This window comes from Mesorhizobium sp. M0296 (assembly GCF_040321675.1).
Classification (GTDB): Bacteria; Pseudomonadota; Alphaproteobacteria; order Rhizobiales; family Rhizobiaceae; genus Mesorhizobium.
Map to the genome: position 1 here is coordinate 1 of NZ_JAMYRZ010000001.1, position 22,392 is coordinate 22,392.

Annotated in this window: 24 protein-coding genes and 1 pseudogene; 13 read left to right on the forward strand and 12 right to left on the reverse strand. The window is 63.2% G+C overall.

The annotated features are described in order from the left end of the window. Nucleotides 1-145: 145 nt before the first annotated feature. Entirely contained in the window at nucleotides 146-1,723 is a 1,578-nt protein-coding gene (locus NKI97_RS00005) for an alkaline phosphatase family protein (protein ID WP_352451157.1), read from the reverse strand. Between the two features lie 224 nt (nucleotides 1,724-1,947). Here NKI97_RS00005 and NKI97_RS00010 point away from each other — a divergent pair, with 224 nt between their 5' ends. From NKI97_RS00010 to NKI97_RS00025, 4 genes are all read left to right on the forward strand, one after another. Then, nucleotides 1,948-2,880 (forward strand): VOC family protein, encoded by a 933-nt coding sequence (locus NKI97_RS00010; RefSeq protein WP_352451158.1) that lies wholly within the window; start codon nucleotides 1,948-1,950, stop codon nucleotides 2,878-2,880. Nucleotides 2,881-2,890: 10 nt separating this feature from the next. Continuing rightward, the gene (locus tag NKI97_RS00015) at nucleotides 2,891-3,526 is read left to right on the forward strand and encodes an alpha/beta hydrolase (protein WP_352451159.1); all 636 of its coding nucleotides are present in this window, start codon (nucleotides 2,891-2,893) and stop codon (nucleotides 3,524-3,526) included. Further along, entirely contained in the window at nucleotides 3,519-3,818 is a 300-nt protein-coding gene (locus NKI97_RS00020; protein ID WP_352451160.1) for a GNAT family N-acetyltransferase, read from the forward strand. The genes NKI97_RS00015 and NKI97_RS00020 overlap by 8 nt, the downstream gene beginning before the upstream one ends. Before the next feature lie 188 nt (nucleotides 3,819-4,006). Continuing rightward, the gene (locus NKI97_RS00025) at nucleotides 4,007-5,065 is read left to right on the forward strand and encodes a dipeptidase (RefSeq protein WP_352451161.1); all 1,059 of its coding nucleotides are present in this window, start codon (nucleotides 4,007-4,009) and stop codon (nucleotides 5,063-5,065) included. 42 nt (nucleotides 5,066-5,107) lie between these two features. On the opposite strand, the gene NKI97_RS00030 is transcribed toward NKI97_RS00025, so the two are convergent. After that, entirely contained in the window at nucleotides 5,108-5,368 is a 261-nt protein-coding gene (locus NKI97_RS00030) for a hypothetical protein (protein ID WP_352451162.1), read from the reverse strand. Nucleotides 5,369-5,370: 2 nt separating this feature from the next. Continuing rightward, entirely contained in the window at nucleotides 5,371-5,589 is a 219-nt protein-coding gene (locus NKI97_RS00035) for a hypothetical protein (protein WP_352451221.1), read from the reverse strand. 113 nt (nucleotides 5,590-5,702) lie between these two features. On the opposite strand from NKI97_RS00035, the gene betI reads away from it, so the two are divergent. The 5 genes and pseudogenes from betI to NKI97_RS00060 all read left to right on the forward strand — a co-directional run bounded on the left by betI (nucleotide 5,703) and on the right by NKI97_RS00060 (nucleotide 9,112). Then, nucleotides 5,703-6,419 carry a transcriptional regulator BetI gene (gene betI / locus NKI97_RS00040; protein WP_502895733.1) on the forward strand — a complete coding sequence of 239 codons (717 nt, stop codon included), beginning with the start codon at nucleotides 5,703-5,705 and terminating at the stop codon, nucleotides 6,417-6,419. A 76-nt stretch (nucleotides 6,420-6,495) separates the two neighbouring features. After that, nucleotides 6,496-7,794: a flavin monoamine oxidase family protein gene (locus tag NKI97_RS00045; RefSeq protein WP_352451164.1), complete on the forward strand. Its 1,299-nt coding sequence runs from the start codon at nucleotides 6,496-6,498 to the stop codon at nucleotides 7,792-7,794. A gap of 12 nt (nucleotides 7,795-7,806) precedes the next feature. Continuing rightward, nucleotides 7,807-7,998 (forward strand): annotated as a pseudogene (locus NKI97_RS00050) (aspartate aminotransferase family protein); the annotation flags it as partial. A 50-nt stretch (nucleotides 7,999-8,048) separates the two neighbouring features. Then, nucleotides 8,049-8,162 (forward strand): SDR family oxidoreductase, encoded by a 114-nt coding sequence (locus tag NKI97_RS00055; protein WP_502901445.1) that lies wholly within the window; start codon nucleotides 8,049-8,051, stop codon nucleotides 8,160-8,162. Between the two features lie 155 nt (nucleotides 8,163-8,317). Then, on the forward strand, nucleotides 8,318-9,112 hold the full coding sequence (locus NKI97_RS00060; RefSeq protein WP_352451165.1) for an inositol monophosphatase family protein: 795 nt from the start codon (nucleotides 8,318-8,320) through the stop codon (nucleotides 9,110-9,112). A 512-nt stretch (nucleotides 9,113-9,624) separates the two neighbouring features. Here NKI97_RS00060 and NKI97_RS00065 read toward each other — a convergent pair. From NKI97_RS00065 to NKI97_RS00085, 5 genes are all read right to left on the reverse strand, one after another. Beyond that, entirely contained in the window at nucleotides 9,625-12,156 is a 2,532-nt protein-coding gene (locus NKI97_RS00065; RefSeq protein ID WP_352832019.1) for an NAD-dependent epimerase/dehydratase family protein, read from the reverse strand. A gap of 190 nt (nucleotides 12,157-12,346) precedes the next feature. Next, nucleotides 12,347-13,294, reverse strand: coding sequence for an arginase family protein (locus NKI97_RS00070; RefSeq protein WP_352832022.1), 948 nt, complete (start codon nucleotides 13,292-13,294; stop codon nucleotides 12,347-12,349). Between the two features lie 310 nt (nucleotides 13,295-13,604). Beyond that, nucleotides 13,605-14,105, reverse strand: a complete 501-nt coding sequence (locus tag NKI97_RS00075; RefSeq protein ID WP_352451168.1) for a DUF6496 domain-containing protein — start codon at nucleotides 14,103-14,105, stop codon at nucleotides 13,605-13,607. 122 nt (nucleotides 14,106-14,227) lie between these two features. Beyond that, nucleotides 14,228-14,905, reverse strand: coding sequence for a dienelactone hydrolase family protein (locus NKI97_RS00080; protein WP_352451169.1), 678 nt, complete (start codon nucleotides 14,903-14,905; stop codon nucleotides 14,228-14,230). Nucleotides 14,906-14,916: 11 nt separating this feature from the next. Beyond that, nucleotides 14,917-15,633, reverse strand: coding sequence for a phosphoribosyltransferase (locus NKI97_RS00085; protein WP_352471473.1), 717 nt, complete (start codon nucleotides 15,631-15,633; stop codon nucleotides 14,917-14,919). 296 nt (nucleotides 15,634-15,929) lie between these two features. Here NKI97_RS00085 and NKI97_RS00090 point away from each other — a divergent pair, with 296 nt between their 5' ends. Beyond that, the gene (locus tag NKI97_RS00090) at nucleotides 15,930-16,358 is read left to right on the forward strand and encodes a CBS domain-containing protein (RefSeq protein WP_023677862.1); all 429 of its coding nucleotides are present in this window, start codon (nucleotides 15,930-15,932) and stop codon (nucleotides 16,356-16,358) included. Between the two features lie 87 nt (nucleotides 16,359-16,445). Here the strand turns inward: NKI97_RS00090 and NKI97_RS00095 are convergent, their stop codons facing one another. After that, complete coding sequence (locus NKI97_RS00095) at nucleotides 16,446-16,925, reverse strand: Hsp20/alpha crystallin family protein (RefSeq protein WP_352471471.1); 480 nt, start codon at nucleotides 16,923-16,925, stop codon at nucleotides 16,446-16,448. Between the two features lie 279 nt (nucleotides 16,926-17,204). Here NKI97_RS00095 and NKI97_RS00100 point away from each other — a divergent pair, with 279 nt between their 5' ends. Together NKI97_RS00100 and NKI97_RS00105 are read left to right on the forward strand one after the other, a co-directional pair. Next, nucleotides 17,205-17,642, forward strand: coding sequence for a DUF2267 domain-containing protein (locus NKI97_RS00100; protein WP_023677864.1), 438 nt, complete (start codon nucleotides 17,205-17,207; stop codon nucleotides 17,640-17,642). Nucleotides 17,643-17,691: 49 nt separating this feature from the next. After that, nucleotides 17,692-18,162 (forward strand): YbhB/YbcL family Raf kinase inhibitor-like protein, encoded by a 471-nt coding sequence (locus NKI97_RS00105; RefSeq protein ID WP_352451172.1) that lies wholly within the window; start codon nucleotides 17,692-17,694, stop codon nucleotides 18,160-18,162. Nucleotides 18,163-18,186: 24 nt separating this feature from the next. On the opposite strand, the gene NKI97_RS00110 is transcribed toward NKI97_RS00105, so the two are convergent. Further along, nucleotides 18,187-19,662: an FAD-dependent oxidoreductase gene (locus NKI97_RS00110; RefSeq protein ID WP_352832027.1), complete on the reverse strand. Its 1,476-nt coding sequence runs from the start codon at nucleotides 19,660-19,662 to the stop codon at nucleotides 18,187-18,189. Between the two features lies 1 nt (nucleotide 19,663). After that, the gene (locus NKI97_RS00115; RefSeq protein ID WP_352451216.1) at nucleotides 19,664-20,659 is read right to left on the reverse strand and encodes a hypothetical protein; all 996 of its coding nucleotides are present in this window, start codon (nucleotides 20,657-20,659) and stop codon (nucleotides 19,664-19,666) included. 71 nt (nucleotides 20,660-20,730) lie between these two features. Here NKI97_RS00115 and NKI97_RS00120 point away from each other — a divergent pair, with 71 nt between their 5' ends. Continuing rightward, nucleotides 20,731-20,853 (forward strand): hypothetical protein, encoded by a 123-nt coding sequence (locus NKI97_RS00120; RefSeq protein WP_352832030.1) that lies wholly within the window; start codon nucleotides 20,731-20,733, stop codon nucleotides 20,851-20,853. A gap of 168 nt (nucleotides 20,854-21,021) precedes the next feature. Here the strand turns inward: NKI97_RS00120 and NKI97_RS00125 are convergent, their stop codons facing one another. Beyond that, entirely contained in the window at nucleotides 21,022-22,392 is a 1,371-nt protein-coding gene (locus NKI97_RS00125) for a TRAP transporter large permease (RefSeq protein ID WP_352451174.1), read from the reverse strand.

Here is a 22,392-nt window from a genome sequence, read left to right on the forward strand (position 1 = left end):
CCAGCCACCACGGCGCAGCTTGAGGCGCAGGCCCCCTTTCACAAGCCCTCTTATGCGAAAAATCGCGACAAACAGCGCATTATCATGCGCTAAGCTGCGCACCGGCCTACACACACGCCCGCGCCGGCAACGGCGCGGGCTTTGCTTATCTCGAGGGGAAGCCGGCGACATGGCCGGCAACGCCATTGTCCGTCAATTCGGCGAGCGCCAAAGACTGGTCGAGATGCTCGGCCCGCCAGGCGAGCAACTTCTCGGCAAATTCCAGCCGTGCCAGCAGATAGGCTGGGTCGTCAGCGACATTGGTCAACTCGCGCGCATCCTTCTCCAGGTCGAAGAGCAAGGGCGGCAGGCCTCCGCCGAAATGCACATATTTGAATTTTTGCGTGCGAACGACGGCGAGATTGCACTGACGCGGACCGACGCCGAAATACCGTTCGGCATCACCATCCGCGATCGAGCGGAAATCGAACTCCCAATGCGCCGCATCGCGCCAATTGTCCGGCTCCGTTGCGTCCAGGAAAGGCGCCAGCGAGCGGCCGTCGAGATGCGGCAGCACTTCGCCGCCAGTGAGCTCGAGCCCAGTGAGCTCAAGCAAGGTCGGCGCCAAATCCACCGCCTCGGTGAAGCGGTCGACGCTGCTGCCGGCAGCCTTGCGGCGGCGCGGATCGCGAATGATCAGCGGAATATGGAAGCTGCAGTCGAAGAAGCCGCCCTTGCCCAGCATGAAATGGTCGCCCATCATCTCGGCGTGGTCGGAGGTCAGCACGATGACGGTGTCGTCCCATGCATCGGCCGCCTTGACCGCTTGCCAGACGCGACCAAGCTGCGCGTCGACCTCCGAGATCATGCCGTAATAGAGCGCCCGGATGCGGCGAAAATTATCGTCGCCCCAGTCGCGCACCTTGCCCTCCGAGCCGGGACGGAATTTCGACCGTTCCTGCCGGTCAAGTTCATAGGCGAGATAAGGGTGGCTTGCTGCTTCGGCCTGCCAGCTTTCCGCGCGGTCAAAAGCTGGACCGATGGCCGGATCGTACATGGCATTATAAGGCGCCGGCACGATGAAGGGCGGGTGGGGGCTGATGAAGGAAAGATGCGCGAACCACGGGGCATCGCGCTCCTGCTCGCCGAGCCAGCGGATGAATTCGCCGGCCAGGAAGGCCGACGGCGTCTCGTCCTTCGAATAGATTGGCGGACCGTTGCTGATCGCGCCGTCGTTTTCCAGGATTTCGCCCGCCGGGCGGTGAATGGCGGGGGAGCCGGCACCGGCATCGACGCCGCGCGCCTTGAGCCATGACAGCCAGGGCTTCTGGTGCTCAGGCAGAAGCTGGCGCACGGTGAAGCCGGACAGCACGCCTTCATAGCTTTTCAGCTGCGGGTCGCCAGGCGCCAGCGTGCGCGGGTCGCGCGCCGTGTCGGTATAGCCGAACAGCGTCGGATCATAGCCGAGGGCGCGCGCCCAGAGCGCTATATTGCCGTGCCGGGCGTCGAGCGGTGTGCCGTTGCGGCAGACACGATTGTTCATCTGGTAAAGGCCGGTGTAGAGGCAGGCGCGTGCCGGTGAGCAAGGTGCGGCGCCGCCATAGTGCTTCTGGAACAAAACGCCCTCGGCAGCCAGCGCGTCGGCATTCGGCGTCCTTACCACCTTGTGCCCAGCAGCTGACAGGCAGTCGCCCCGCCATTGGTCGCAGGTGATCAGGAGAATGTTGGGGCGTTTTCCACTCAACCGCTGTATCCTCACGCTGGCTACATGCGTCGCTCATGGAGCGCAATTTCGGCGAGTATGCAAGCCGGTCTAGTTTGCCGAATGGTGAACAAAACCTGCTTCGTCGTTCACTTTAACAGCACAGTCCATTCTGTGTTTGCCGCCTTTGCGGCCAGGAGGCGGATGCTCATATTTGCGTGGACAGCGGCAAGGGCCGCACCAGCACAAGGGAAGGAGCAACAGACATGCTCGACCAGGTCAAGGGCCTGCATCACGTCACCTCGATGGCCAGCGATGCGCGCCAGAACAATGAATTCTTCACCGGGACGCTCGGCCTGCGGCGGGTCAAGAAAACCGTCAATTTCGACGCACCCGACGTCTACCACCTCTATTACGGCGACGAGGTCGGCACACCCGGCTCGGTGATGACCTACTTCCCGTTCCCGAACATCGGCAAGGGCCGCCATGGAGTCGGCGAAGTCGGCAACACCGCTTACTCGGTGCCCGAGGGCACGCTCGGCTATTGGGAGAAACGGTTTGCCGAGCAAGGTGTCACCGGGCTGTCCCATGAGGAGACGTTCGGCGAGAAGCGTCTTGCGTTCGCCGGTCCCGACGGCGACGGGTTTGCGCTGGTCGAAGACAGAGCGGACAACCGTGCGCCATGGGCCAAGGGTGGCATTCCCACCGACGTGGCGATCCGCGGCTTTCACTCGGTGTCGCTCAGGCTGAAAGATGGCGGCGCCACCGAAGAGCTGCTGAAATTCATGGGTTATGAGGAGGTCGACAAGTCCGGCAACATCAGGCGGCTGGCGGTGAAGAACGGCAACGGCGCCGACGTCGTCGATATCGAATCGCTGCCAGGGGCCGGCTTCGCCAATCTCGGCGCCGGCTCGGTCCACCATGTTGCTTTCGCCGTCGAGAACCGCGCCAAGCAGCTCGAAGTGCGCAAGGCACTCCTCGATACAGGTTATCAGGTGACGCCGGTGATCGACCGCGATTATTTCTGGGCGATCTACTTCCGCACACCGGGGGGCGTGCTGTTCGAAGTCGCCACCAACGAGCCGGGCTTCGACCGCGACGAGGATACCGCCCATCTCGGCGAGGCGCTGAAACTGCCGTCGCAACACCAGCATTTGCGGCCCTATCTCGAGCAGCATCTGCAGAAACTGGAAGACTGAGGGCAGGGTTATGAGCAAGGATTCGTATATTCACAAGGTGCTGCCCGGTTCGCTGGGCGGACCGTTGCTCTTCGTCTTCCATGGCACTGGCGGCGACGAGGATCAGCTTCTGTCGCTTGGGCGCGATCTTGCGCCGCAAGCGACGATCGTCGGCCCGCGCGGCGATGTCTCGGAACAAGGCGCCGCACGCTTCTTTCGCCGTACCGGCGAGGGCGTTTACGACATGGGCGATCTCACGCGAGCGACGGACAAGATGGCCGGCTTCGTCAAGGCACATGTCGAGGCGGCAAAGCCATCTTTGGTGCTAGGCCTCGGTTATTCCAACGGCGCCAACATCCTGGCCTCGGTGCTGTTTGCCGAACCCTCGCTGTTCGACGCAACGGTGCTGATGCATCCGCTGATCCCGTTCGAGCCGGAGGTCAAGGGCAGCCTTGACGGCAGCCGCATCCTGGTCACCGCCGGCAGGCGAGACCCGATCTGTCCGCCTGATTTGACGGCGCGGCTCGAAGCCTATTTGCGCGCCGATGGTGCCGATGTCACAGTCGAGTGGCATGACGGCGGCCATGAGGTGCGGCCGAGCGAGATCGAGGCGGCGCGGCAGTTGTTCGCCGTAGCGCCGGATGAAAGGACCGCAAGCCATGTCTGACCTATTGCCGGAGATCGAGCTGGAGGACCGCGGCTCGAAGGGCCGCTACTTCCTGCGTGGGCCGAGCGGCGCCGAGGCGGAGATGACCTTCACCAAGGTCGGCGAGCACCAGATCATCATCGACCATACCGAAGTGCCGGATGCATTTCGCGGCCAGGGCGCGGGACTTCGCCTCGTCACCCGTGCCGTCGAGGATGCACGTGCGGCGGGCAAGACGATCATCCCGCTTTGCCCGTTCGCCAATGCTCAGTTCCGCCGCCATCCGGAATGGGCGGACGTGCTGAAGCGGTAATAGAGACAGCCCCTCGATGAATGACAGGAGAAAGGGTGCGCGGCTTTACCGCGTGCCCCTTCGACCATTGGCGGCGTACAAACCTAAGGCAAACATGCGGGATTTGCGCAGAGCGCCCGTCTTGCCTAAGTATTGGCAACAACCGGCTCGCCGTCCGCGGCCCGACCACTTCAACCGAATGGCCCTCCATGACCGAATCCGATCTCGTTCCCGTCTTCGACGGCCACAACGACACGCTGCTCAGGCTCTACCAGTCGAAGGATGCGGACGTCGAAAAGCTGTTCGTCGAGGGGACGCCGAGTGGCCATATCGACCTGCCGCGCGCGAAGAAAGGCGGATTTGCCGGCGGCATGTTCGCGATCTTCCCGCCGCCTGTCGAGAAATCCAAGCGCGGCGCGGTGCCGCTGGCGCCGAGCGACAGCGAGCCCTTGCCGCCCGAGGTTCCGCGCGCCGATGCGCTCAACTCCACCATAGCGATGGCCTCGATCCTGTTCAGGCTGGAGCGGGCTTCGGCGCTCACTGTCTGCCGCAGCGCCGGCGATGTGAGGAAGGCGATGGCGCAAGGCTCGATCGCGGCGGTCTTCCACATCGAAGGGGTCGAGGCGATCGACCCTGAGCTCACCCTGCTCGATGTCCTCCACGCAGCCGGCCTGCGCTCGCTCGGTATCGTCTGGAGCCGTCCCAATGCCTTCGGCCACGGCGTGCCGTTCCGTTTCCCGTCGTCGCCCGATACAGGGCCGGGGCTGACCGATGCCGGCAAGGCGCTGGTGAAAGCCTGCAACCAGCTGAAGATCATGATCGATCTTTCGCATCTCAACGAAAAAGGTTTCCGCGACGTCGTCGAGATCAGCGACGCACCGCTGGTCGCGACCCATTCCAACGTGCACGCGATCTGCGGCCATTCGCGCAACCTCACCGAATGGCAGCTCGGCGCGATCCGCGACTCCGGCGGCATGGTCGGGCTGAATTTCGCCACCGGGTTCCTGCGTGAGGACGGCAGGATGAACGCCGACACCAGTCTCGACATCATGGTGCGCCATGTCGATTCGCTGCTGCAGGCGCTGGGCGAAGACGGCGTCGGCCTGGGCTCGGATTTCGACGGCGCCATGATCCCGGCCGTGATAGGCGACGTTGCCGGCCTGCCAAGATTGCTCGACGCTTTCGCGGCTCGCGGCTTCGGGCGCGCGCTGATCGAGAAGATCGCCTATCGCAACTGGCTCGGCATGCTGGAAAAGACCATCGGCTAAGCGGGTGATGCCGGCTTGACCGGAATGCGATTTGGAGGCCGACTATTCGAAACCCATGCGTTTAAGCCAGTCCGGGCCAATGCCGCGGTCGCGGATGATCGGCAGCGGATCGGTCGAATCCAGCCTGGCACAAATACGGTAGGCCTCCAGCGTTTCAGCGCTCATCTCACCGCGTTTGTAGAAGAACATGGCCGCAGCATAGCGGGTGCGGCCCGACCATTTTTCGCCGAGCGGTGTGTTGATCAGCTGCCACTGTTCGGCGGCTTCGGCGTCGAGTTTGGGACTGTCGGTGTCGTCGGCCATATTTAGAAATCCGCAGGCGGATTGGCAGTGCGGCGGCCGAGCCTGACGACCAGCCGCGGCACCAGTTTGGCACGCTTCAGCAGCTTTTGATATTGCAGCTCGCGCCTGGCGTGGATCTCGAGCCAAGGTCCGCTGCAGGCGGGCTCGGCGGCGCTGATCTGGTTTGCATCGCCGGGACTGCTGCCCTTCGCCGACGGTGCCTTCGACGACGTTTTCTCCAAGGATGCAATCTCGACGAGAACATTCGAATATGGGCAGCCATGCAGAAGGTGCTTGACAGTGGCAAACACCGTCCCACTGATCTTCGCGGCCGATGCCGGTCGGCTAGCCGGCGATGCTGGAGACCATCACCCCGATGAAGACAACAGAGGCGCGCGAAGCCCTCCTCGAACCGGCGCGAAAAAGCGATTCCGAAAAGCGCGGCCGCAAAGCGTCGAAAGAGACAAGGCAGGTTCAACTGATCGAAGCGACTATCGATTCATTGGCCAAGCGCGGCTATTCGGAAACGACTATGGCCGACGTCGCCGACGGCGCCGGCCTGTCGCGCGGCATCGTCAATTTCCATTTCGAGAGCAAGGAGAAGCTGCTCGTCGCCACTTTGCAATACATGCATGACGAGTATTCGGCGCATTGGCGCAGCGCCTTGCAAAGGGCCGGCGATGATCCCGCCCGCCAGCTGCAGGCATTGGTGGCAGCCGATTTCAACCGCTCGATCTGCAACAAGCGCAAGCTGGCTGCTTGGTGTGCCTTCTGGGGCGAGGCCAAATCGCGACCGAAATATCAGGCGCTGAGCAGCGCACGTGATGCCGTCTACCAGAACATATTCATCGATCTTTGCGCGGCGCTCAAGCAGAGCGGCTTCTATGCCTATGAGCCCCAAGTCATGGCGCTGGCGCTCAGCGCCATGCTGGATGGTCTGTGGCTGCATTTGATGATGGGCACCGAGGACGCCACACGCGAGACGGCGCTGCAGGCCGCGAACGAGTTCCTGTCTGCGGCATTCCCCAAGCACTATCCGAACTCAGCAGCCCGCGGTGCCAGGCCGGCATGAACCATCAAAAAGAGGGTGGACCAGCAATGAAGACAATGATCCGGCCCCTGACATTCGAGAAGATCAAGGCCGGCCAATGAAGTTCAAGATCGAACGAGCCGATGTGGCCATCGTCGGCGCCGGCTTCACCGGCCTGTCGGCCGCGCGTGAATTGAACCACGCCGGCATCGATGTCGTGCTGCTCGAAGCCCGCGACCGTGTCGGCGGCCGCGTCGAAGCCGTGCAGAACGGGCTCGGCGAGCGGATCGACAGCGGCGGCCAGTTCTTGTGCGAAGACATGCCGGAATTAATGGCGCTGGTGCGAGCGCGCGGCAAGACATTGGTCGAGACCCATGTCGCAGGCGAATTCGTCACGCAGCCGCGAATGAGCGAGGCGCAAGCCGGGCGCACTTACGGCACCGCGATGCGAATGCGCGAGCGGATGAACGCGATCGCACCGACCGACCCGGCCATCGCCGGCTTGACAGTGGCGGCATGGCTCGATCGCCAGAACGATCCCGACGATGCCAAGGCCGCCTTTCGGTCGATGATCGAGGGCCTGTGGTGCCTGGCAATGGAAAGGCTGCCGCTGTGGTACTTGATCGACAATGATCGCCGCATCACCAACGAGGTGTCGGAGCTGCAGTATTTCGTGGGCGAAACCATGCATTCGCTGGCAGATGATCTTGCGCGGGATCTCGGCGATCGACTGCGGCTGAATACAGCCGTCGAGGCTATTGAGCACGGCCCGGGAGGGGTTCGCGTCGTTTCGCCTGCCGGCGTGACCGAGGCACGAGCGGTACTGGTCGCGCTACCGCCGATGATGGCCTCGAGAGTCGATTTCGTGCCACCGCTGCCGGCTGCGCTGGAGAGAGCCCTCGGCGTCTGGGAAAGCGGCGCAGTTATCAAAATGCTTGTGCGCTATCCCAAGGCTTTCTGGCGCGACAGGGGCTTGAGCGGCATGCTGATGTGGCGGGAGCCGCACGGACTTTTTGCCTGCGATGCCAGCAAGGACGAGGATCATGCAGCACTTGTCGTCTTCATCGGCGGGCCGCTGGCGCAGCGCTGGCGGGATATGGACAGCGCGGCGCTACGCGCTACGGTGACATCAAAGCTGCAAGATGCGCTCGGTATCGAGGCGGCCGGCGTCACCGCTCTCAGCTATCGCGACTGGACCGAGGATCACTGGAGCGGCGGCGGTTACAGCGATTCGATCGTCGATGCGGCGGCAACGGATGCCGAATGCATTATCCGGGCGGGCGCCCCGCCGGTGCATTTTGCCTCGTCGGAGCTGTCGCCGTCATTTCCGGGCTATGTCGAGGGCGCGATCGTCGCCGGTCGCACTGCTGCGCAAAAAATTATTCAGGTTATCGCCAGCAGAGCCTCAGGGTCATAAGCGAGGCGGATCGAGGTGCCGACTGGCATCGACGCGCATTGCCACGAGCTCGGCCTGTTGGTCCGGCTACTGATCAACATGTGCGTGATGTCGCCGCCATTAATCATCAAGCGCCAGTAGATCGACGATATGGTGTCGATCCTGCGCAAAGGCATTTCGCGCGCGATGGACGATCTGCGCCGCGAAGATGTCTGGCGGGGATAGGCGTTTATCGCCGGCAATCTCAGCCGTGGCATTGGTCGGCCGCTGGCAAGGTGGGCGAGGTCGATGAACTGGGCGGTGCCGCGATCTTCCTGGTTTCCGACGCGTCGAGCTTCATGACCGGCCAGATCATCTATATCGAAGGCGACATGACCGGACCCGTATGAGCGCGACTGTCGCTGTCGGGCGCATGGAAGACCGGTCGGCCTCGGGGCCGCCCCGCAAAAGGCAGGGCTCGTCATTTGCACGCTCTTAGCTTCACCGCTAAGCTTCTTTGGCTGGGGTATTTTCCTCAGATCACATTCGCCATCCCAAGGATCTCATGACACCCGACACAGCAACGCGCGAACAGTTCGCCATCGACCTCGCGCGGCGCGCCGGCGCGCTCGGCCTGAAGTATTTTCGCGACCTCGACAGCCTCGCCATCGAGAGCAAAGGTCATCAGGACATGGTCTCGCAGGCTGACCGCGAGGTCGAGCTGTTCATCCGTGCGGCAATGAAAGCCGCTTACCCGACCGATGGAATTGTCGGCGAGGAGCATGCCTCGGTCACCGGATCGAGCGGGCATGTCTGGGTGATAGATCCGATCGACGGCACCGCGAATTTCGTGCGGGGCATTCCGGCCTGGTGTGTGGTCATCGCCTGCGCCAAGGACGGCGACACTGTCGTGGGTGTCATCCACGAGCCCTCTACCGGCGAAACGTTCCATTGCCGCAAGGGCGGCGGCGCTTTTCTCAACGGCAAGCCGATCAGGGCAAGCGCGGCCACCAGCCTGACCGACGGCTCGTTGGGCACCGGCTTTTCCAACCGCGTCGAAATTCAGAACGTCGCAACGCTCATCGGCTTGCTGTTTTCAAAGGGCGGCGTGTTTTTCCGTAACGCATCCGGCGCGTTGATGCTCGCCTATGCGGCCGCCGGCAGGCTGCTCGGCTATGTCGAAGAGCATATGAACGCCTGGGACTGCCTGGCAGGCATGCTGCTGGTGGAAGAAGCCGGCGGCACTATAGTCAAGCCCGACCCAAAGACGGTGCTGGAAAACGGCGCGCTGGTGATTTGCGCCGGCAACGGCGTGTTCGCCCAGGTCCGCCAGCTCTGCGTGCAATCCTTCAAGCTTTGATCAGAACCGGTCCGCATGAGCAGCGGCGATTTGTATTCCACTGTCAGGCCCTCCTCGGCTGCCCGCAGATGCGGATCGCCGGCTCCGCCCCACCAGATGTCTCCCTTTGGGTTGGCGGCCTCGGCGCGCAATTGCGCACAGATTTCGCCAGCGCTCTTGCGGGTCATATTGACGGTGATGCCGGTCTTCTCCTCGAACGCCCGCGCCGTCTGCTGGCACCAGACCTCGTCAACGCCGCAAGACATGGTCAGGCTTTCGGCGGACGCCGATGACGACGCGGCCCACATACCGGCGGCGAGGATGCCGGCGCAGAGAATTGCCCTTTTATCATGCTGAAATTCCTCCCTAATTTATTTGCCGACTTGTGAAATGCAGATACGCGGAAAATTCAAGTTGGAAGGGTACGGCCGCCTTTGCGCCTTTCGCCGACTTCCCGCTCGATGTGTTCGACAGGTTGATGCGGATCAATCTTTGCAGCCACCTGGCCGACCGTCCTGCGCCGCCGAACATTCTCAGACGATGGCCCGGTCCCAGCCGCCATAATGCGCAGCGCTGCGCGTGCCGCGCGGCAGGCTGAGCCCGACCAGCAGCGCTCCGATCGCCAGATTGGCGAGGCTCGCCGCCGCGCCGCCGGCGAGCATGAACGGAGAGAGGGCGATCCAGGCTCCAAGCGCTATGTTCACAAAGCGGACGGCGCGCGCCACCTCGGCCATCGCCGTAACGGCGATCATGATGACCAGGCAGCCGGTGACATGGTCACTGAAGTAGAGCGGCGGGCTGGTGCCGAAGACAAGCGGCGTGATCATCAGCAGGGTGCCGGCGAGTGTGCTGGCGACAAGGGTCCGGGGGAAATTCACACCGCCAGTGACGAAGTCCCGCGCCACTGCCGATAGCGGCCGGTCGAGATCCGGCGTTGGCGTCTGGTCCTCCGAAAGTGCCGGACCTCCGCACCAGAATGTGCGCCAGAACGGCTCTCCCGCTTGTTTCGCATGCCAAAGATACTGGCAGCTCGCCAGCACCTCGTCGACCGAATAAGGGATGAGGACGACGGTGACGGCAGCCTGGACGATGCAGAGCGTGCACAGCGCTCCGATGAGCGGTGGCTGGATGATGATGAAGCCGACGCTGACCACGCCGAGCGGAACGACCAGCAAGCCGAACAAAAGCACCATCCACGGCATGGTGCGCCAGCGGCGGCGATCGCCGATCGCGCCCGCGAGGATATCCAGCGCATAGGCGAAGGCGCCCAGCCCGGCATCGGCGATCGGAAAACCCTTGGAGACCCAGGAGGTGACCACCGCCTCGCTGCCATTGCCGGCCGGCGTCTCGCCCGGGCCGAAGAACGGATCCCAAAGACTGTCGATGTGCCCTAGCTGATAGGCAGCGAGATAGCGCGAGACGAACAGGCCGACAAAGGCGAGGCCGATTATGGGAATGCGCTGGGTGAAGAGGGAGGGCGAATAGCTCCAGCCGAGCGGGCGGTCGTCATCGGCGGCAAGGGCACGCCGGCTGATACCCGGCGTCGGCGGGATCATCACCGCGAACGCGACGATCAGCATGCCGGCCAACGTGTCGGTCGCGTAGGCTCCGGCGCTGGTGGTCCAGAACAGCAGCGGCGCGAACATCACCCAAACCCCGATCGAGGCGGTGATCCATTGCAGCCCGTGCCAGCGCCGGCGCATGCCGACGAGCGCCAGCGACAGGATGGCGAGGCCGGATACAATCTCACTGATGCCGAGCCTGCCGTCGCGCGTCTCCGGCGAGGAGATCTCATGTCCGAGCGCCGGCGGAATCGGTGCTGAAGCGGGATCGAACAGGCCGAGCGTGAAGGGCGACGCCACGAGCAACAGCCCGATCGCAACGTTGGTCAGCGGCGCCCAGAGCGTTGCGGCCCGGTGGCGTTCGGTTTCCGCCTCGACCTCGTCGTCCGAGCGCTCGAGCGGGCGCTGCAGCCGTTCGGCGGCCTGGTCGAGCTCGGGCGCGGAAGCGACGGCCGCCGACGGTTCAAGCTTGTTCTTCTTGTACCAGTCGGTAGGATCCGCCTTCAGCCGCCGGATCATTTCCGGCAAGGTAGCGGTCAGGCGGTGCCGCGGGTTCCAGCCAAGCAGGCGCCTGGCGCGGGAGATGTCGATCTCGTAGTGATCGTCGGCGTTCTCGATCATCCATGGTTTGATGTCGGTCTCCTGGTCGAGAACCTTCTCCTGCATCCAGGCGCCGAGCTTCGTCACCTCTTTCGGCAGGGACAGGGTCCGCCAGGTCTCGCCATGCAGGAGCTGCCCGATCTGCTTCTGCATCTCGTCGTAGGACGGCGTCTCTTCTTCGCCGATCAGCAGTACGGTCTCGTCGGGAAGCGGGCTGCGCCGGTCGACAGTGCGCACCACGGCGTCGACGAGATCGTCCAGATGCAGGTAGGGCTGGCCGGTGGTGATGTCGCCGGTGAAAAGATAGGCGGTCGGCATGCGCTCGAAAATGCGGGCGATCTGCTGGGCGATGAAGGCCGCGTGACAATCCTCGTCATAGACACCCGCCAGTCGCAGGATCGCAACCTTGATGTCGCCGTGCTCCTTCTGGATCAGCGTCTCGGTCTCGGCCTTCGATCTCGGATAGGCCCAGGCCGGATCGATCGGCGATCGCTCGTCGATCCTGGCGCCCTTTGCCGGGCTCGGCGCATGCACCAGCAGCGTGCTCGAAAACACGAACTGCTCCGTCTCGAACCCCCTCAGCGCGTTCAGCAGCCGGCGCGTTCCCTCGACGGTCACCGCGCCGTATTTCGGATTATCCTCGCCGGTCGTGTCGTAATAAGCCGCGAGATGGATCACCGAGGCAACGCGGCCGCCGCTCCGCTCGCGCACCTCGGCCAGTGCCTTCGCCACGCTCGCGTCCGAGGTAAGGTCGATCTCGATCGTCTCGACGCTGGGCAAGGATCGTCTGGCAACATCAAGGCCGATGATGTCGTAGCGCTCCATCAAGCCGCGAGCGATGGCCTGGCCCAGAAACCCGCTGCTGCCTGTGATCAGGACGGTGGGACGGGTTTTGCCGGTCATGGCGAATCTCCTTGGCGATAGCCGGGTAGAAGAAGCCGAATGCTTCGGTCGCACACTCCGAACCATGTTCGTTGAGAACGGTTCCCGATGAGGTAGCACCACAGAATGGGTGCGCGCGGCGATCCGTCAGACCGACGGCCATTCGTGCCGGCGGATTGCATTTGTGCACAAGTGCAGGACTCCCATTGGTCTACCGGCCGCGAAGGGAAGCGACCAGAATGTCGATCAGCAGCTCGCCACAGCGACGATCCGGATCGCGGTCGGGATCATAGATCGTCACCTCCATCCCAATCACGCGTGGATCGTTGCACCATGTGCGAAGGGCTTCGACAGCTTCGTCGGGCAAGACACCGCCGGCCTCCGGCGTATCGACAGCCGACATGATCTCGCTGTCCAGCACGTCGACATCGAAGTGAACGAATACACCCTCGATGTCCTGCCCTGCGACCGCGTCAAGCGCTATGCGTGCCGCATCGGCGAAGCCGCGCCGCCGCACTTCAGCCAAATCCATCCGGTGAACATCGGTGTCGAAGACGGCCTTGCACGTGTAAGTCGCGGGGTCCTGCACATCGCGATAGCCAAACGCGACTACGTCGGCCTCACGGACCAAAGGAGTGTGCTCGCCGAAATCGGTCAGGAGCGTCGGGCCATGGCCGGTCACGAAGGCCAAATCCATGCCCGCGGCTCCCTTTGACGGCGAGGTATCCGGCAATTTGAAATCGGTGTGCCCATCGAAGAAGATAAGGCCGTAGCGGCCACGACGCCGTAGCGCGAGCGCAGGGCCAAGCAACACACGGCAATCGCCGCCGAGCATGAGCAGGAACCCTCCCGAGTTCAGCTCCTCGTCGACCGCTTCGGCAAGCGTCTTGGAATACTGGCGCAGGGCCTGGGCATTGCGCACGCCCGTCGCAGGATCCACCTCAGGCCGATAAGACGGAGCCCGAACCGAGCGCAACGGACCGGCGCCTAAACGGTCGGCGAGACCAAGCGATTGAAGTGTCTCCGGCGCCTTCCACACGCCGGGCTCCGGCTTACCCTCCTGCGGCATCAGCCCAAGATTAGAGGGCGCGCCGAGCAAAGCGATATGTCTCGTCTGAGTGGTGTCTCGCGGCATTGTCGTGCTGGCAGCTGAGGTCATGATCAGAGTTCTCCGCGTTATGGGCGATACGCATCATGCTCAAGAAACAGGCTGCGCTTTCCTGATCGGTCTCCCGCTGCCCTTGCCGCCGTGTACCTCCGGTTGGTGTCACGCGTCAGGCAGCGTCGCGAGTGACGCGTATTGCTCGTTCAGCGCCACCGTTTCGTCAGCGGTGATTTCGAAGTCGATGTTGTCCCGCGGATGCAGGTTCGCCTTGGGCAGCGGCGTTGTCCCGCGCTGCCGGGGCAGATCTCGATACCGGTCGCTTGGGCCATATCGGATTTCCAGGAGGCGAACTGCCGTCTTTGAACTATGCGTGGTGCGCGCGCGTTCTGGCGGCCTTCTGCGCCGCCGCCTTCCTTCCGCTGGCGCCTTTCGTCTCGGCGGCCTTCTTGGCAGCGGCCGAGCGCTCCTCAGCCGTCCGGCGCGAGGCCGCACGCTTGGCTTGCTGCGCCAGCGCCTCGTGCGACGCCGTACTCCTCGGCTCGTGCTCGAGCACCTTGGAGACGGCTTTCGAGACCCGCGGGCGGCGTTTCGGCGTGCGTTCACCCTGGCCGGCCTCATAGGCGTATTCGGCGCTTTTGCGCGTGCTCTCCTTCACCTTGCCCTTTTTGGGCGGGGGCAGGTCTACGCCTGCGCGTCTTGCCTCGGAAAGCCCGATGGCGATGGCCTGCTGGGTCGAGCGCGCGCCGTGCTCGCCGCGGCGGATTTTATCGATCTCCTCGTGCACGAACTCGCCGGCCTGTGTGCTCGGCGATTTGCCCTCGCGCTTGTCCTTTCGGGCCTTCTCGATGGTTTTCTTGTCCGGCATTGTCTTTCTCCCTCATACGGGTTGCGACAGCCATTCGGGTTGCAGCTGCGCGCGGTCTTATGAGGATCATAACGCGTTGAGGACGCAAATGATCCCGGGACTGGTGATCCAAGCCCCAGCTGTCAGGACGTCGACGCCGATCTGTCCGAAATCAGATGGCGCAAGAACCATCGGCTCGCCAGGCCCGCGACTTCGTCCAGGGCGCCGGGCTCCTCGAACAGGTGCGTCGCGCCAGGGACGATGGCGAGCTCCTTCTCGCAGTGGAGCGCCGCCAGCGCCGAGCGGTTGAGCGCGATCACCTGCTTGTCCGCGCCTCCGACGACGAGCAAGGTCGGCGCCCGGACGCGCGGCAGGGCGTGCGCTGCAAGATCGGGCCGGCCACCACGCGAAACCACGGCCGCGGCCTGGTCGGGCCGCTCGGCCGCCGCCACCAGGGCGGCACCGGCGCCCGTGCTCGCGCCGAAATAGCCAAGACGCAACCCCGATGTTTCCGGCGAGGCGCCGAGCCAATCCGTGACGCCGACCAGCCGCTCGGCGAGCAGTCCGATATTGAAGCGCAACTCGGCCGTGACCTGGTCGATCCGCTCCTCTTCGGCCGTTAACAGGTCGATGAGGAAGGCGGCGAGGTTCGCCTCGTTCAGCCTTCCTGCCACGTAGCGGTTGCGCGGGCTGTGGCGGCTGCTTCCGCTGCCATGGGCAAAGAGCACAAGGCCACGAGCATCCGAGGGCAACGAAAGATTGCCCTCAAGCGTGACAGGTCCCGCGGGAACATGCACGACGTGCTCGCTATCCCGGTCCATATCCATCTCCGCTATGTCGATCTGGTGCCAGGCGCCGGACCCGCGCCCGCGCGCCCAGCCAATTCCTCTTCGGAAGCGGCGGGCTTGGGCCCGGACCTGGCGAGGAGCGCGCGGACCTCTTCATCGCTCGTCTGCGAGAAATCCACGTACCAGCGCCCGACACCCAGCAACGGCTCTGGTGTCGTCGCGCAAACGACCTCGTCGGCGTCCGCCCGCATCGCGTCGCAAGTGTCGGGGCTACCGACGGGAACGGCCGCGACAATATGGGCGGCGTGGTTTTTTCGCAGCGCCTTGATCCCGGCCCGCATGGTCGATCCGGTCGCAAGCCCGTCATCCACGAGGATAATGGTTCGTCCATTCAACTGCGGTGGGGGTCGCCCGTCCCTATAGAGGTGCTCGCGGCGCAGAAGCTCTTTTTCCTCCCTTGCAGCGACCGCGTCGATGACATGTGGCGGGATCGCGAGACCGTTGACGATTTCGTCGTTCAGGACACGTACGCCTGAGGGCGCGATCGCCCCCATGGCCAGTTCCTCGTGGCCGGGGACGCCGAGCTTGCGCACGACGAAGACGTCGAGCGGTGCCTTGAGTGCCTGCGCGACCTCGTAGCCGACCGGCACGCCGCCTCGGGGCAGCGCCAATACGATCACATCGTCGCGGCCGGCAAAGCGAACGAGTTCCCCGGCGAGTTGCCGCCCGGCCTCGCGGCGATCTGAAAAGATGATAGCCATGACCTTCAATCCGCGTGCATCTGTTTTCCCGGCGGATGTTTTTTCACCAGCCTGCGTCCACATTCCGTGGGATGGCTGCGGCACCGGTACCATTTTGGAACTCGCTCGCTGCCTGGACGTTCCAAGAATAGTTTCGATCGCGAGGTGCCGGCACCGGCACGCGCCTCAGCGCGGATCGGGAAGATCGAAGTAGTGATCCGTACATGCCTCGTCCGGCCAGCTGGCAATCTAGCGATGCGTCGCAACAGGTCCGTCTGGCGACTTGTTGCCTCAGCAATCAGGGAAAGGAAGATCCCATGCAAGTTCAGGAGATCATGAGCCGTCGGACCGAACTGGTCGGCCCGAACACGACAATCAGGGATGCCGCCCGGAAAATGCGGGCCGACAATCTCGGCGCCCTTCCGGTCGGCGAGAATGACAGGCTGGTCGGCATGGTGACAGACCGCGACATCGTGATGCGCGGCGTCGCCGAGGAGCGCTCAGCCGGCAACACGACCGTTCGCGAGGTCATGTCCGAGCATGTCTATTGGTGCTTCGATGACGCCGATATCACCGATGCGGCGAAGATCATGGCCAAGCATCAGGTGCGTCGTCTTCCGGTGATCAATCACGACAAGCGCCTCGTCGGCGTCATCGCCCTGGCCGACCTCGGGCGGACCGATGAGGAAGCCGCCAAAATCGCTCTCGAAGGCGTTTCCGAGGCAACGGACGATCCCCGGCGCTAGACGCTCGCTGGGCGGTTGCCGCCGTGCTCGCCGTTCTTCTCCATCTGGGCTGAACGCCGCCTGCTCAGGCAGCCTTCAGTTTGGCAACTATCGCGCTTTCACTTCTATGCGGCGTGTCTTGTCCTTTGCAGCGGGGTTCTTCGGAAGCTCGACAGCCAAAATGCCGTTTCTGAAAGTGGCCTGCACCTTGTCGGCATCGATCTCCGCTTCCAGCGGGATGGTCCGCTGAAACCGGCCATAACTGCGTTCGCTGTAGGTGCGGCCGCCTTCGCCTTCCTTGTGCTCCGAACGCTTCTCGCCCGTTATAAAGAGGGTGTTTTCGCGCAGCTTGAGCTCAACGTCCTTCTGCTCGAGCCCCGGCAATTCGGCGGTGACCTTATAGGCTTGGTCTGTTTCATGTACGTCGACGCTCGGCCAAAGATCGCCGGCCGTAGTCGCTTCGGCCATCGGCGCGAAGAAGTCGTCGAACAGGCGGTCAATCTGCCGGTGGAATGACGTGAGCGGGTCGCGCGCGGATGGGTAGAGGCTGCGCGATGGCGTCCGGGGCGCCAAATCGTGATGTGCCATGGTTCTTCTCCTGTTTTTTGTGTCTGCATCACTCGTCGCCATGTGATCGGCGACGGCAAACAAAACTCGTCCACCCATGAGGATGTTCCGGTGCCGGCCAAGAAAGGTGGTCGAAAAACAGCGGCAAAAAAGCCGGCCCGAATCCCCTCATGACGGGCCGACAACAGACGGGACCTCCGACAATAAATGCGCATCAGGACATGCGCATGGGGGAACAACGGGCAGGTACGGCTGTTTGGTCACATCACCTAGTCGGATTTGAACGGAAGGAGGATCTCGATGAACGCCACCGGACTCGACGTATTCGACAAGACACTGCAGACCACGAACATCTGGCTCGACGAGATCATGGACGAGATTGGACCGGATCGGCAGGTCGCCTGGCACGTTCTCGGAGCGGTGCTGCACGCCCTGCGCGACCGTATGCAGCCGGATCTTGCAGCCCACCTCGGCTCGCAGCTGCCGATCCTGGTGCGCGGCGCCTTCTATGACCAATATCAGCCTTCCAAAGCTCCCGAGAAGATGCGGTCGCTCGACGAGTTTCTGGCCAAGATCAAGGCGGAGCTGGAATTTACCCGCCCGGTCGATTCCAAGGATGCATTCAGGGTCGTGTCCAAGGTACTCGCCCATCACGTCGGAGAAGGACAGATGCACAAGGTCTGGGAATCCCTGCCGGGCGAGATAAGACGCGTCGCCGAAGCTCAGCAAGCGGCGTGAACGGCGCAGGCGCGGGCTTCTCGGTCGCAACCTCCTTGGGGAAATAGCAATGCCACTCACCCTTATCAGCCCGGCGTTCCGGGCAGGCGGAAGAATTCCCGAAAAATATGCGCGTGACGGCCAGAACGTCTCGCCGCCGCTGAAGTGGTCCGGTGTCCCGGATGGCACCAAGAGCCTTGTTCTTGTCGTGCGGGATCCCGATGCACCAAGCGGGATTTTCGGGCACTGGGCGGTGTTCAACATCCCGCCGGATACCGGGGGACTAGCCGAGGCCGAAGACGGCAAGCCCGGCCCGTCGGCACTCAGGCAAGGCACCAACGATTTCGGCAATGCGTATTACGATGGTCCGCAGCCGCCTGCAGGGCACGGCGTCCACCATTACCACTTCCTGCTGGCCGCGCTCGATGTGCCGAGCCTCAGCGTACCAGGACAGGCGGGCGTGCATCAGGTCTGGAAGCAAGCCCAGAAACACGCATTGGAGGAGACGGAGCTGGTCGGAACCTACGAACGGCCGGCGTGACGCGGGCCGTGTCGGTCGCCGCCTTCACAATGTAATCTGGGCAAGCGGTTTTCGGGCAGGGCCGTGGATGACCGAACCGTCGGCGGCGAAGATCGAGCCGTGGCAGGGACAATCCCAGGTGTGGTCCGCATTGTTCCAGGTTACGGTGCAGCCCTTGTGGGTGCAAATCGCCGAAACCGCCTGGAGTGCGCCTTCGGTGTCTCTCCACGCCGCAATCTTTTCGTCTCCCCTGACGATCATGCCGCCCATACCAGGCGCAATGTCGTGGGTGCTCGAGACGATCGATTGACTGCGGCCGTTCTTGTGGAAGGCCTCAGGATAGGGCCGGGCCGGATCGTAGAGTTGTTGCCATGGGCTCGGGCGGCCGCAGATCAGGTCGGCGATCATCGCGCCCACGGCCGTCCCGTTGGTGATGCCCCAGGCGTTGAAGCCCGTGGCAATGTGGAAGCCGGCGGCCTTGGCGGGATCGGGTTCGCCGGCATATGGGATCCTGTCGGCCGTATCATAGTCCTCATTGCACCAGCGCCACGCGACGTCGCCGACCGGAAGGTTCTTTCTTGCCCAGTTTTCCAGTTCGACAAACCGCTTGGCCACGTCGCCGTCCCAGCCGGTGTTGAACTTGGGGCCGAGCGTGACCAGCAGTGGCCCTTCGGCATCACGGCCCGTGCGGATGGAATGCGTCGGGTCGTCGATGCCGATGAACATGCCGTCGACAGGGAGGGGATCGTCGATCCGAAAGGCCATGGCGGTGTGGCAGCGCGGTTGCGTCCGGTTCGCCATGCCGACGGGGCTCTTCACCGTCATGTTGGTGGCGACGACGACGTGCCCGGCATCAACGGCGCCGCCATCGGTGACGACGCGCCAGCGGCTTGCCTCGTCGATCGAGGTGGCGCGGCTGTTTTCGAAGATCCGACCGCCACGGGCCGTCACCGCTTCCGCCAGGCCAACCAGATACATCGCCGGATTGAACTGCGCCTGGTCGGGGAACCGTAGCGCGGCGGCCGTTACGAAAGGCAGCGGCGCGCGGTCGAGGATCTCGGCCTCCAGCCCGACCTGGCGCGCGGCCTCCGCCTCGGCCGCAATCTCCGCGCGCCGGCTTTCACTGCAGGTGTAGCTATAGGCGTCCTTGCTCTCGAGATCGCAGGCGATGGCGTACTCGCGAACCCAATCGCGGATCTGTTTGGCGCCGGCGGAATTCGCATCGGCATAGGTCCGCGCCAGGTCCCGGCCTACGCTGTCAATGAGATGACGATAGATCAGCGCATGCTGCGTGGTGATCTTGGCCGTCGAGCGGCCGGTCACCTGGCCACCTGTCCGCAAGCCTTCCAAGACGATCACCGACCGGCCCGTCTCGCAAAGCCGAAGCGCCGTCGTCAGCCCGACGATTCCAGCCCCCACGACAACGGCGTCCGCACGGACCAAACCTTCGAGCTGGGGATAGTTCGTGGAGGTGGCCGTCGCCACCCAACAGCTCCCCGGTTTTCCCAAGAGAGTGGCCATTTCAACCGCGTTCCTTGCTTTTGCTTTTCGATGCACTTTCATCGACAACCGCGCCGGCAGAGGAACGTTCCCGAGGTTCGTCGCTTTCAATCGTTCTCTCGCCACCCCGGGTCAGAAAAGCACCGGGAAGATGCGAGGTGCAGGCCATCACCCAGGTGATCGCCTCGCGGTCGTATTCGTCGCCGGAGCGCCAGTCCTCGAAGAAGGCGTTCAGCCTATCGACACGCCCCGGCCAGATACCGGCGGCCTGCAGGCCGAGCGAAACGCCGTAATTGGTGAAGGCGAACTTGGTATCGCGCAGCCATGGCGCGCGGCTGAAATAACCGGGCGGGTCGACCCACATCGTTTCCAGGGTTCGCAGCGAACGCCTCGTCTGGGCCTCGGCCCACGGCTCGTCGGGAAAGAAATGGGCGAGCCACAGCATCATGCCGAGGCCGAGGTCCTGGTCGATGTCGAGGCTGCGCCAATCGCGCACCATCAGGTCACGCATCTGCGCGATCTCGGGCGCCAGTTCCTCGTCGTCGAGCATTCGGTAAGAGACGTAGCCGTCATAGGCATCCATGCTGCCGAGGCCGTAGCCGGGGTAAGGACCGCTCAAATCCTCCTGCATCTTCCAGATCACGCCGCGGCCGGGGACCACAAACGCCGGGTGAATGTCCCGCGCCAGCGTAATGCCGCGCTTGCGGTATTCCGGCTTCAGATCGCCGAGACGCGCCAGGGCAAACAGCCACATCGCCAGATAGTGGAAATACTGGCCGTCGCGATCGGCCGCTTCGCCGATCCTCAGTCCGCGCCGGCGGCCGAGCACACGCTCGACATCGGCCACCAGCCGCTCGGCTTCGCCCAGCCAGCGCTCTTCGCCAGTTTCCGCATAAAGCGAGACGTAGAGCACGACCCCGAATGCATCGGTCCACAGATATCGCAAGCCGTTGGGCCAGATGCCTTCGGCGCGCATCCAGTCGAGTTTTTGCAGGACATAATCGACGTCACGCAGCATCGTCACGCAGCATCGCGCCAAGCCCCGAACTGGCAGAGCCGGCCCGTGTTCGGTGTCCCGCGATTGTGAGCATGCAGAATTTCGAGCATGTCTCTCCTCGTCCGATTGATCTATCGCGAAACGATCTGATCGGCGGCGGGTTCCTTGGCCATCTCGGCAAGGACAGATGGGGCGGCATTCCCGGGGCGGCGTAGGCGAGATAACCAAGACTGGTCGAGTGCGATAAACCCGCACTCGCAGCCAGGATTGTTTCAAGAAGCGATCTCATGACGACGCGCAAAGGAAGGCAAAAAGGTGACGCCGTTCAAGCGAAAAGCTATCAAATTCGACTGATCCTCGGTGTCGGCAAGCCGCAAATGTGGTCAATTGGCTCCGTACATGACCTTCGGGAGCCAGACGACGATTGAGGGGAACACGATGCATAGTCCCACTCCGATCGCCTGCAGGCACAAGAAGGGGACTGCGGATCGAAAGATCGTCGCCATCGAGATCTCCGGCGGCGCAACGCTCTTCAGATAGAACAGCGAATAGCCGAAAGGCGGGCTAAGGAACGCCATCTGCATGTTGACCATGAAAATGACACCATACCACAGTGGCACGTCTTCAGGAGCCACACCGGCTAGCCCAAACGTGCCGCCGAATTCGAGTGGCTTTAGGATGGGCAGAAATATCGGTACGGTGAGAAGGAGAATGCCCACCCAGTCCAGAAACATGCCCAGGACGAACAGAATGATCATCATCAGAACAAGAACGCCGTAAGGCGCCAAGCCTGTTCCGAGTATCGATTCGGCTACGAAGTTCTGCCCACCTTTCAGGATGAAGAAACCGACGAACATGGTGGCGCCGAAGAATATCCACATGACCATCGCCGTGGCCTTGAGCGTCGCGACACAGGCCTCCCGGATCGTGTCCCAGGTCAGGCGCCGATGTGCGGCGCAGACGATGAAAGCCCCGAACGTACCGATGCCGGCGGCTTCGACCGGCGTGGCAATGCCCATGAAGATGACCCCGAGCACAAGCAGGATCAGCAGTATCGGCATGAACGTCCGGCGCAAAAGCTTGAGTTTTTGGGCGAAGTCAATGCGCTCGTTCGGCGGCAACGCCGGGCCGAGTTTGGGGTCGATGTAACAGCGCGCCGTCACGTAGGCGACGTACATCCCGGACAGCAGCAGCCCGGGAAATACCGACCCGATCAAAAGCTCGCCCAGCGACTGCTGCGCCACGACGGCATAGACGATCGCCATGACGGAAGGGGGTATGAGAATGCCTAGGGTCCCGCCAGCAAGAAGCGAGCCGCAGGCGAGCTTGGCGTCGTAGTTGCGGCGCAGCATGGCCGGGAGCGCGATCATGCCCATCGTCACTTCCGTCGCCCCGACGACACCGACCATCGCGGCCAGCAGCGTGCAGGAGATCACCGTGGCCGATGCGAGCCCGCCTTTGAGTCCGCCCAGCCATTTGTAGACGACATCGAACAGCTCCTCGATGATGCCCGCCTTCTCGAGAATCGCGGCCATGAAGATGAAAAGCGGCACCGCCGAGAGCTGATAATCCGTCATGAACGGGAAGACCCGAGACGGCAGCATGTTCAGCATGGCCGAATTGCCGAATAGAAAGAGGAAAAGCACGGCAAGGCTGCCGGTGCAAAAGGCCATCGGTAATCCGAGCAGCAAAAGTACGCCCAGACCCCCGAACATCAATATGCTGAGCCACAGGATCGGAAGCTCGAGGCCCAT

What these genes read in the sequence shown, in the direction of transcription:
- NKI97_RS00020 (WP_352451160.1), top strand. Translation starts at nt 3,519, where the DNA reads ATGTCTGACCTATTGCCGGAGATCGAGCTGGAGGACCGCGGCTCGAAG.
- NKI97_RS00085 (WP_352471473.1), bottom strand. Translation starts at nt 15,633, where the DNA reads ATGGCTATCATCTTTTCAGATCGCCGCGAGGCCGGGCGGCAACTCGCC.
- NKI97_RS00080 (WP_352451169.1), bottom strand. Translation starts at nt 14,905, where the DNA reads ATGGACCGGGATAGCGAGCACGTCGTGCATGTTCCCGCGGGACCTGTC.
- NKI97_RS00070 (WP_352832022.1), bottom strand. Translation starts at nt 13,294, where the DNA reads ATGACCTCAGCTGCCAGCACGACAATGCCGCGAGACACCACTCAGACG.
- NKI97_RS00100 (WP_023677864.1), top strand. Translation starts at nt 17,205, where the DNA reads ATGAACGCCACCGGACTCGACGTATTCGACAAGACACTGCAGACCACG.
- NKI97_RS00010 (WP_352451158.1), top strand. Translation starts at nt 1,948, where the DNA reads ATGCTCGACCAGGTCAAGGGCCTGCATCACGTCACCTCGATGGCCAGC.
- NKI97_RS00060 (WP_352451165.1), top strand. Translation starts at nt 8,318, where the DNA reads ATGACACCCGACACAGCAACGCGCGAACAGTTCGCCATCGACCTCGCG.
- NKI97_RS00105 (WP_352451172.1), top strand. Translation starts at nt 17,692, where the DNA reads ATGCCACTCACCCTTATCAGCCCGGCGTTCCGGGCAGGCGGAAGAATT.
- NKI97_RS00090 (WP_023677862.1), top strand. Translation starts at nt 15,930, where the DNA reads ATGCAAGTTCAGGAGATCATGAGCCGTCGGACCGAACTGGTCGGCCCG.
- NKI97_RS00110 (WP_352832027.1), bottom strand. Translation starts at nt 19,662, where the DNA reads ATGGCCACTCTCTTGGGAAAACCGGGGAGCTGTTGGGTGGCGACGGCC.
- NKI97_RS00045 (WP_352451164.1), top strand. Translation starts at nt 6,496, where the DNA reads ATGAAGTTCAAGATCGAACGAGCCGATGTGGCCATCGTCGGCGCCGGC.
- NKI97_RS00115 (WP_352451216.1), bottom strand. Translation starts at nt 20,659, where the DNA reads ATGCTGCGTGACGTCGATTATGTCCTGCAAAAACTCGACTGGATGCGC.
- NKI97_RS00125 (WP_352451174.1), bottom strand. Translation starts at nt 22,392, where the DNA reads ATGGGCCTCGAGCTTCCGATCCTGTGGCTCAGCATATTGATGTTCGGG.
- NKI97_RS00015 (WP_352451159.1), top strand. Translation starts at nt 2,891, where the DNA reads ATGAGCAAGGATTCGTATATTCACAAGGTGCTGCCCGGTTCGCTGGGC.
- NKI97_RS00075 (WP_352451168.1), bottom strand. Translation starts at nt 14,105, where the DNA reads ATGCCGGACAAGAAAACCATCGAGAAGGCCCGAAAGGACAAGCGCGAG.
- NKI97_RS00065 (WP_352832019.1), bottom strand. Translation starts at nt 12,156, where the DNA reads ATGACCGGCAAAACCCGTCCCACCGTCCTGATCACAGGCAGCAGCGGG.
- NKI97_RS00120 (WP_352832030.1), top strand. Translation starts at nt 20,731, where the DNA reads ATGCAGAATTTCGAGCATGTCTCTCCTCGTCCGATTGATCTATCGCGA.
- NKI97_RS00025 (WP_352451161.1), top strand. Translation starts at nt 4,007, where the DNA reads ATGACCGAATCCGATCTCGTTCCCGTCTTCGACGGCCACAACGACACG.
- NKI97_RS00030 (WP_352451162.1), bottom strand. Translation starts at nt 5,368, where the DNA reads ATGGCCGACGACACCGACAGTCCCAAACTCGACGCCGAAGCCGCCGAA.
- betI (WP_502895733.1), top strand. Translation starts at nt 5,703, where the DNA reads ATGCTGGAGACCATCACCCCGATGAAGACAACAGAGGCGCGCGAAGCC.
- NKI97_RS00095 (WP_352471471.1), bottom strand. Translation starts at nt 16,925, where the DNA reads ATGGCACATCACGATTTGGCGCCCCGGACGCCATCGCGCAGCCTCTAC.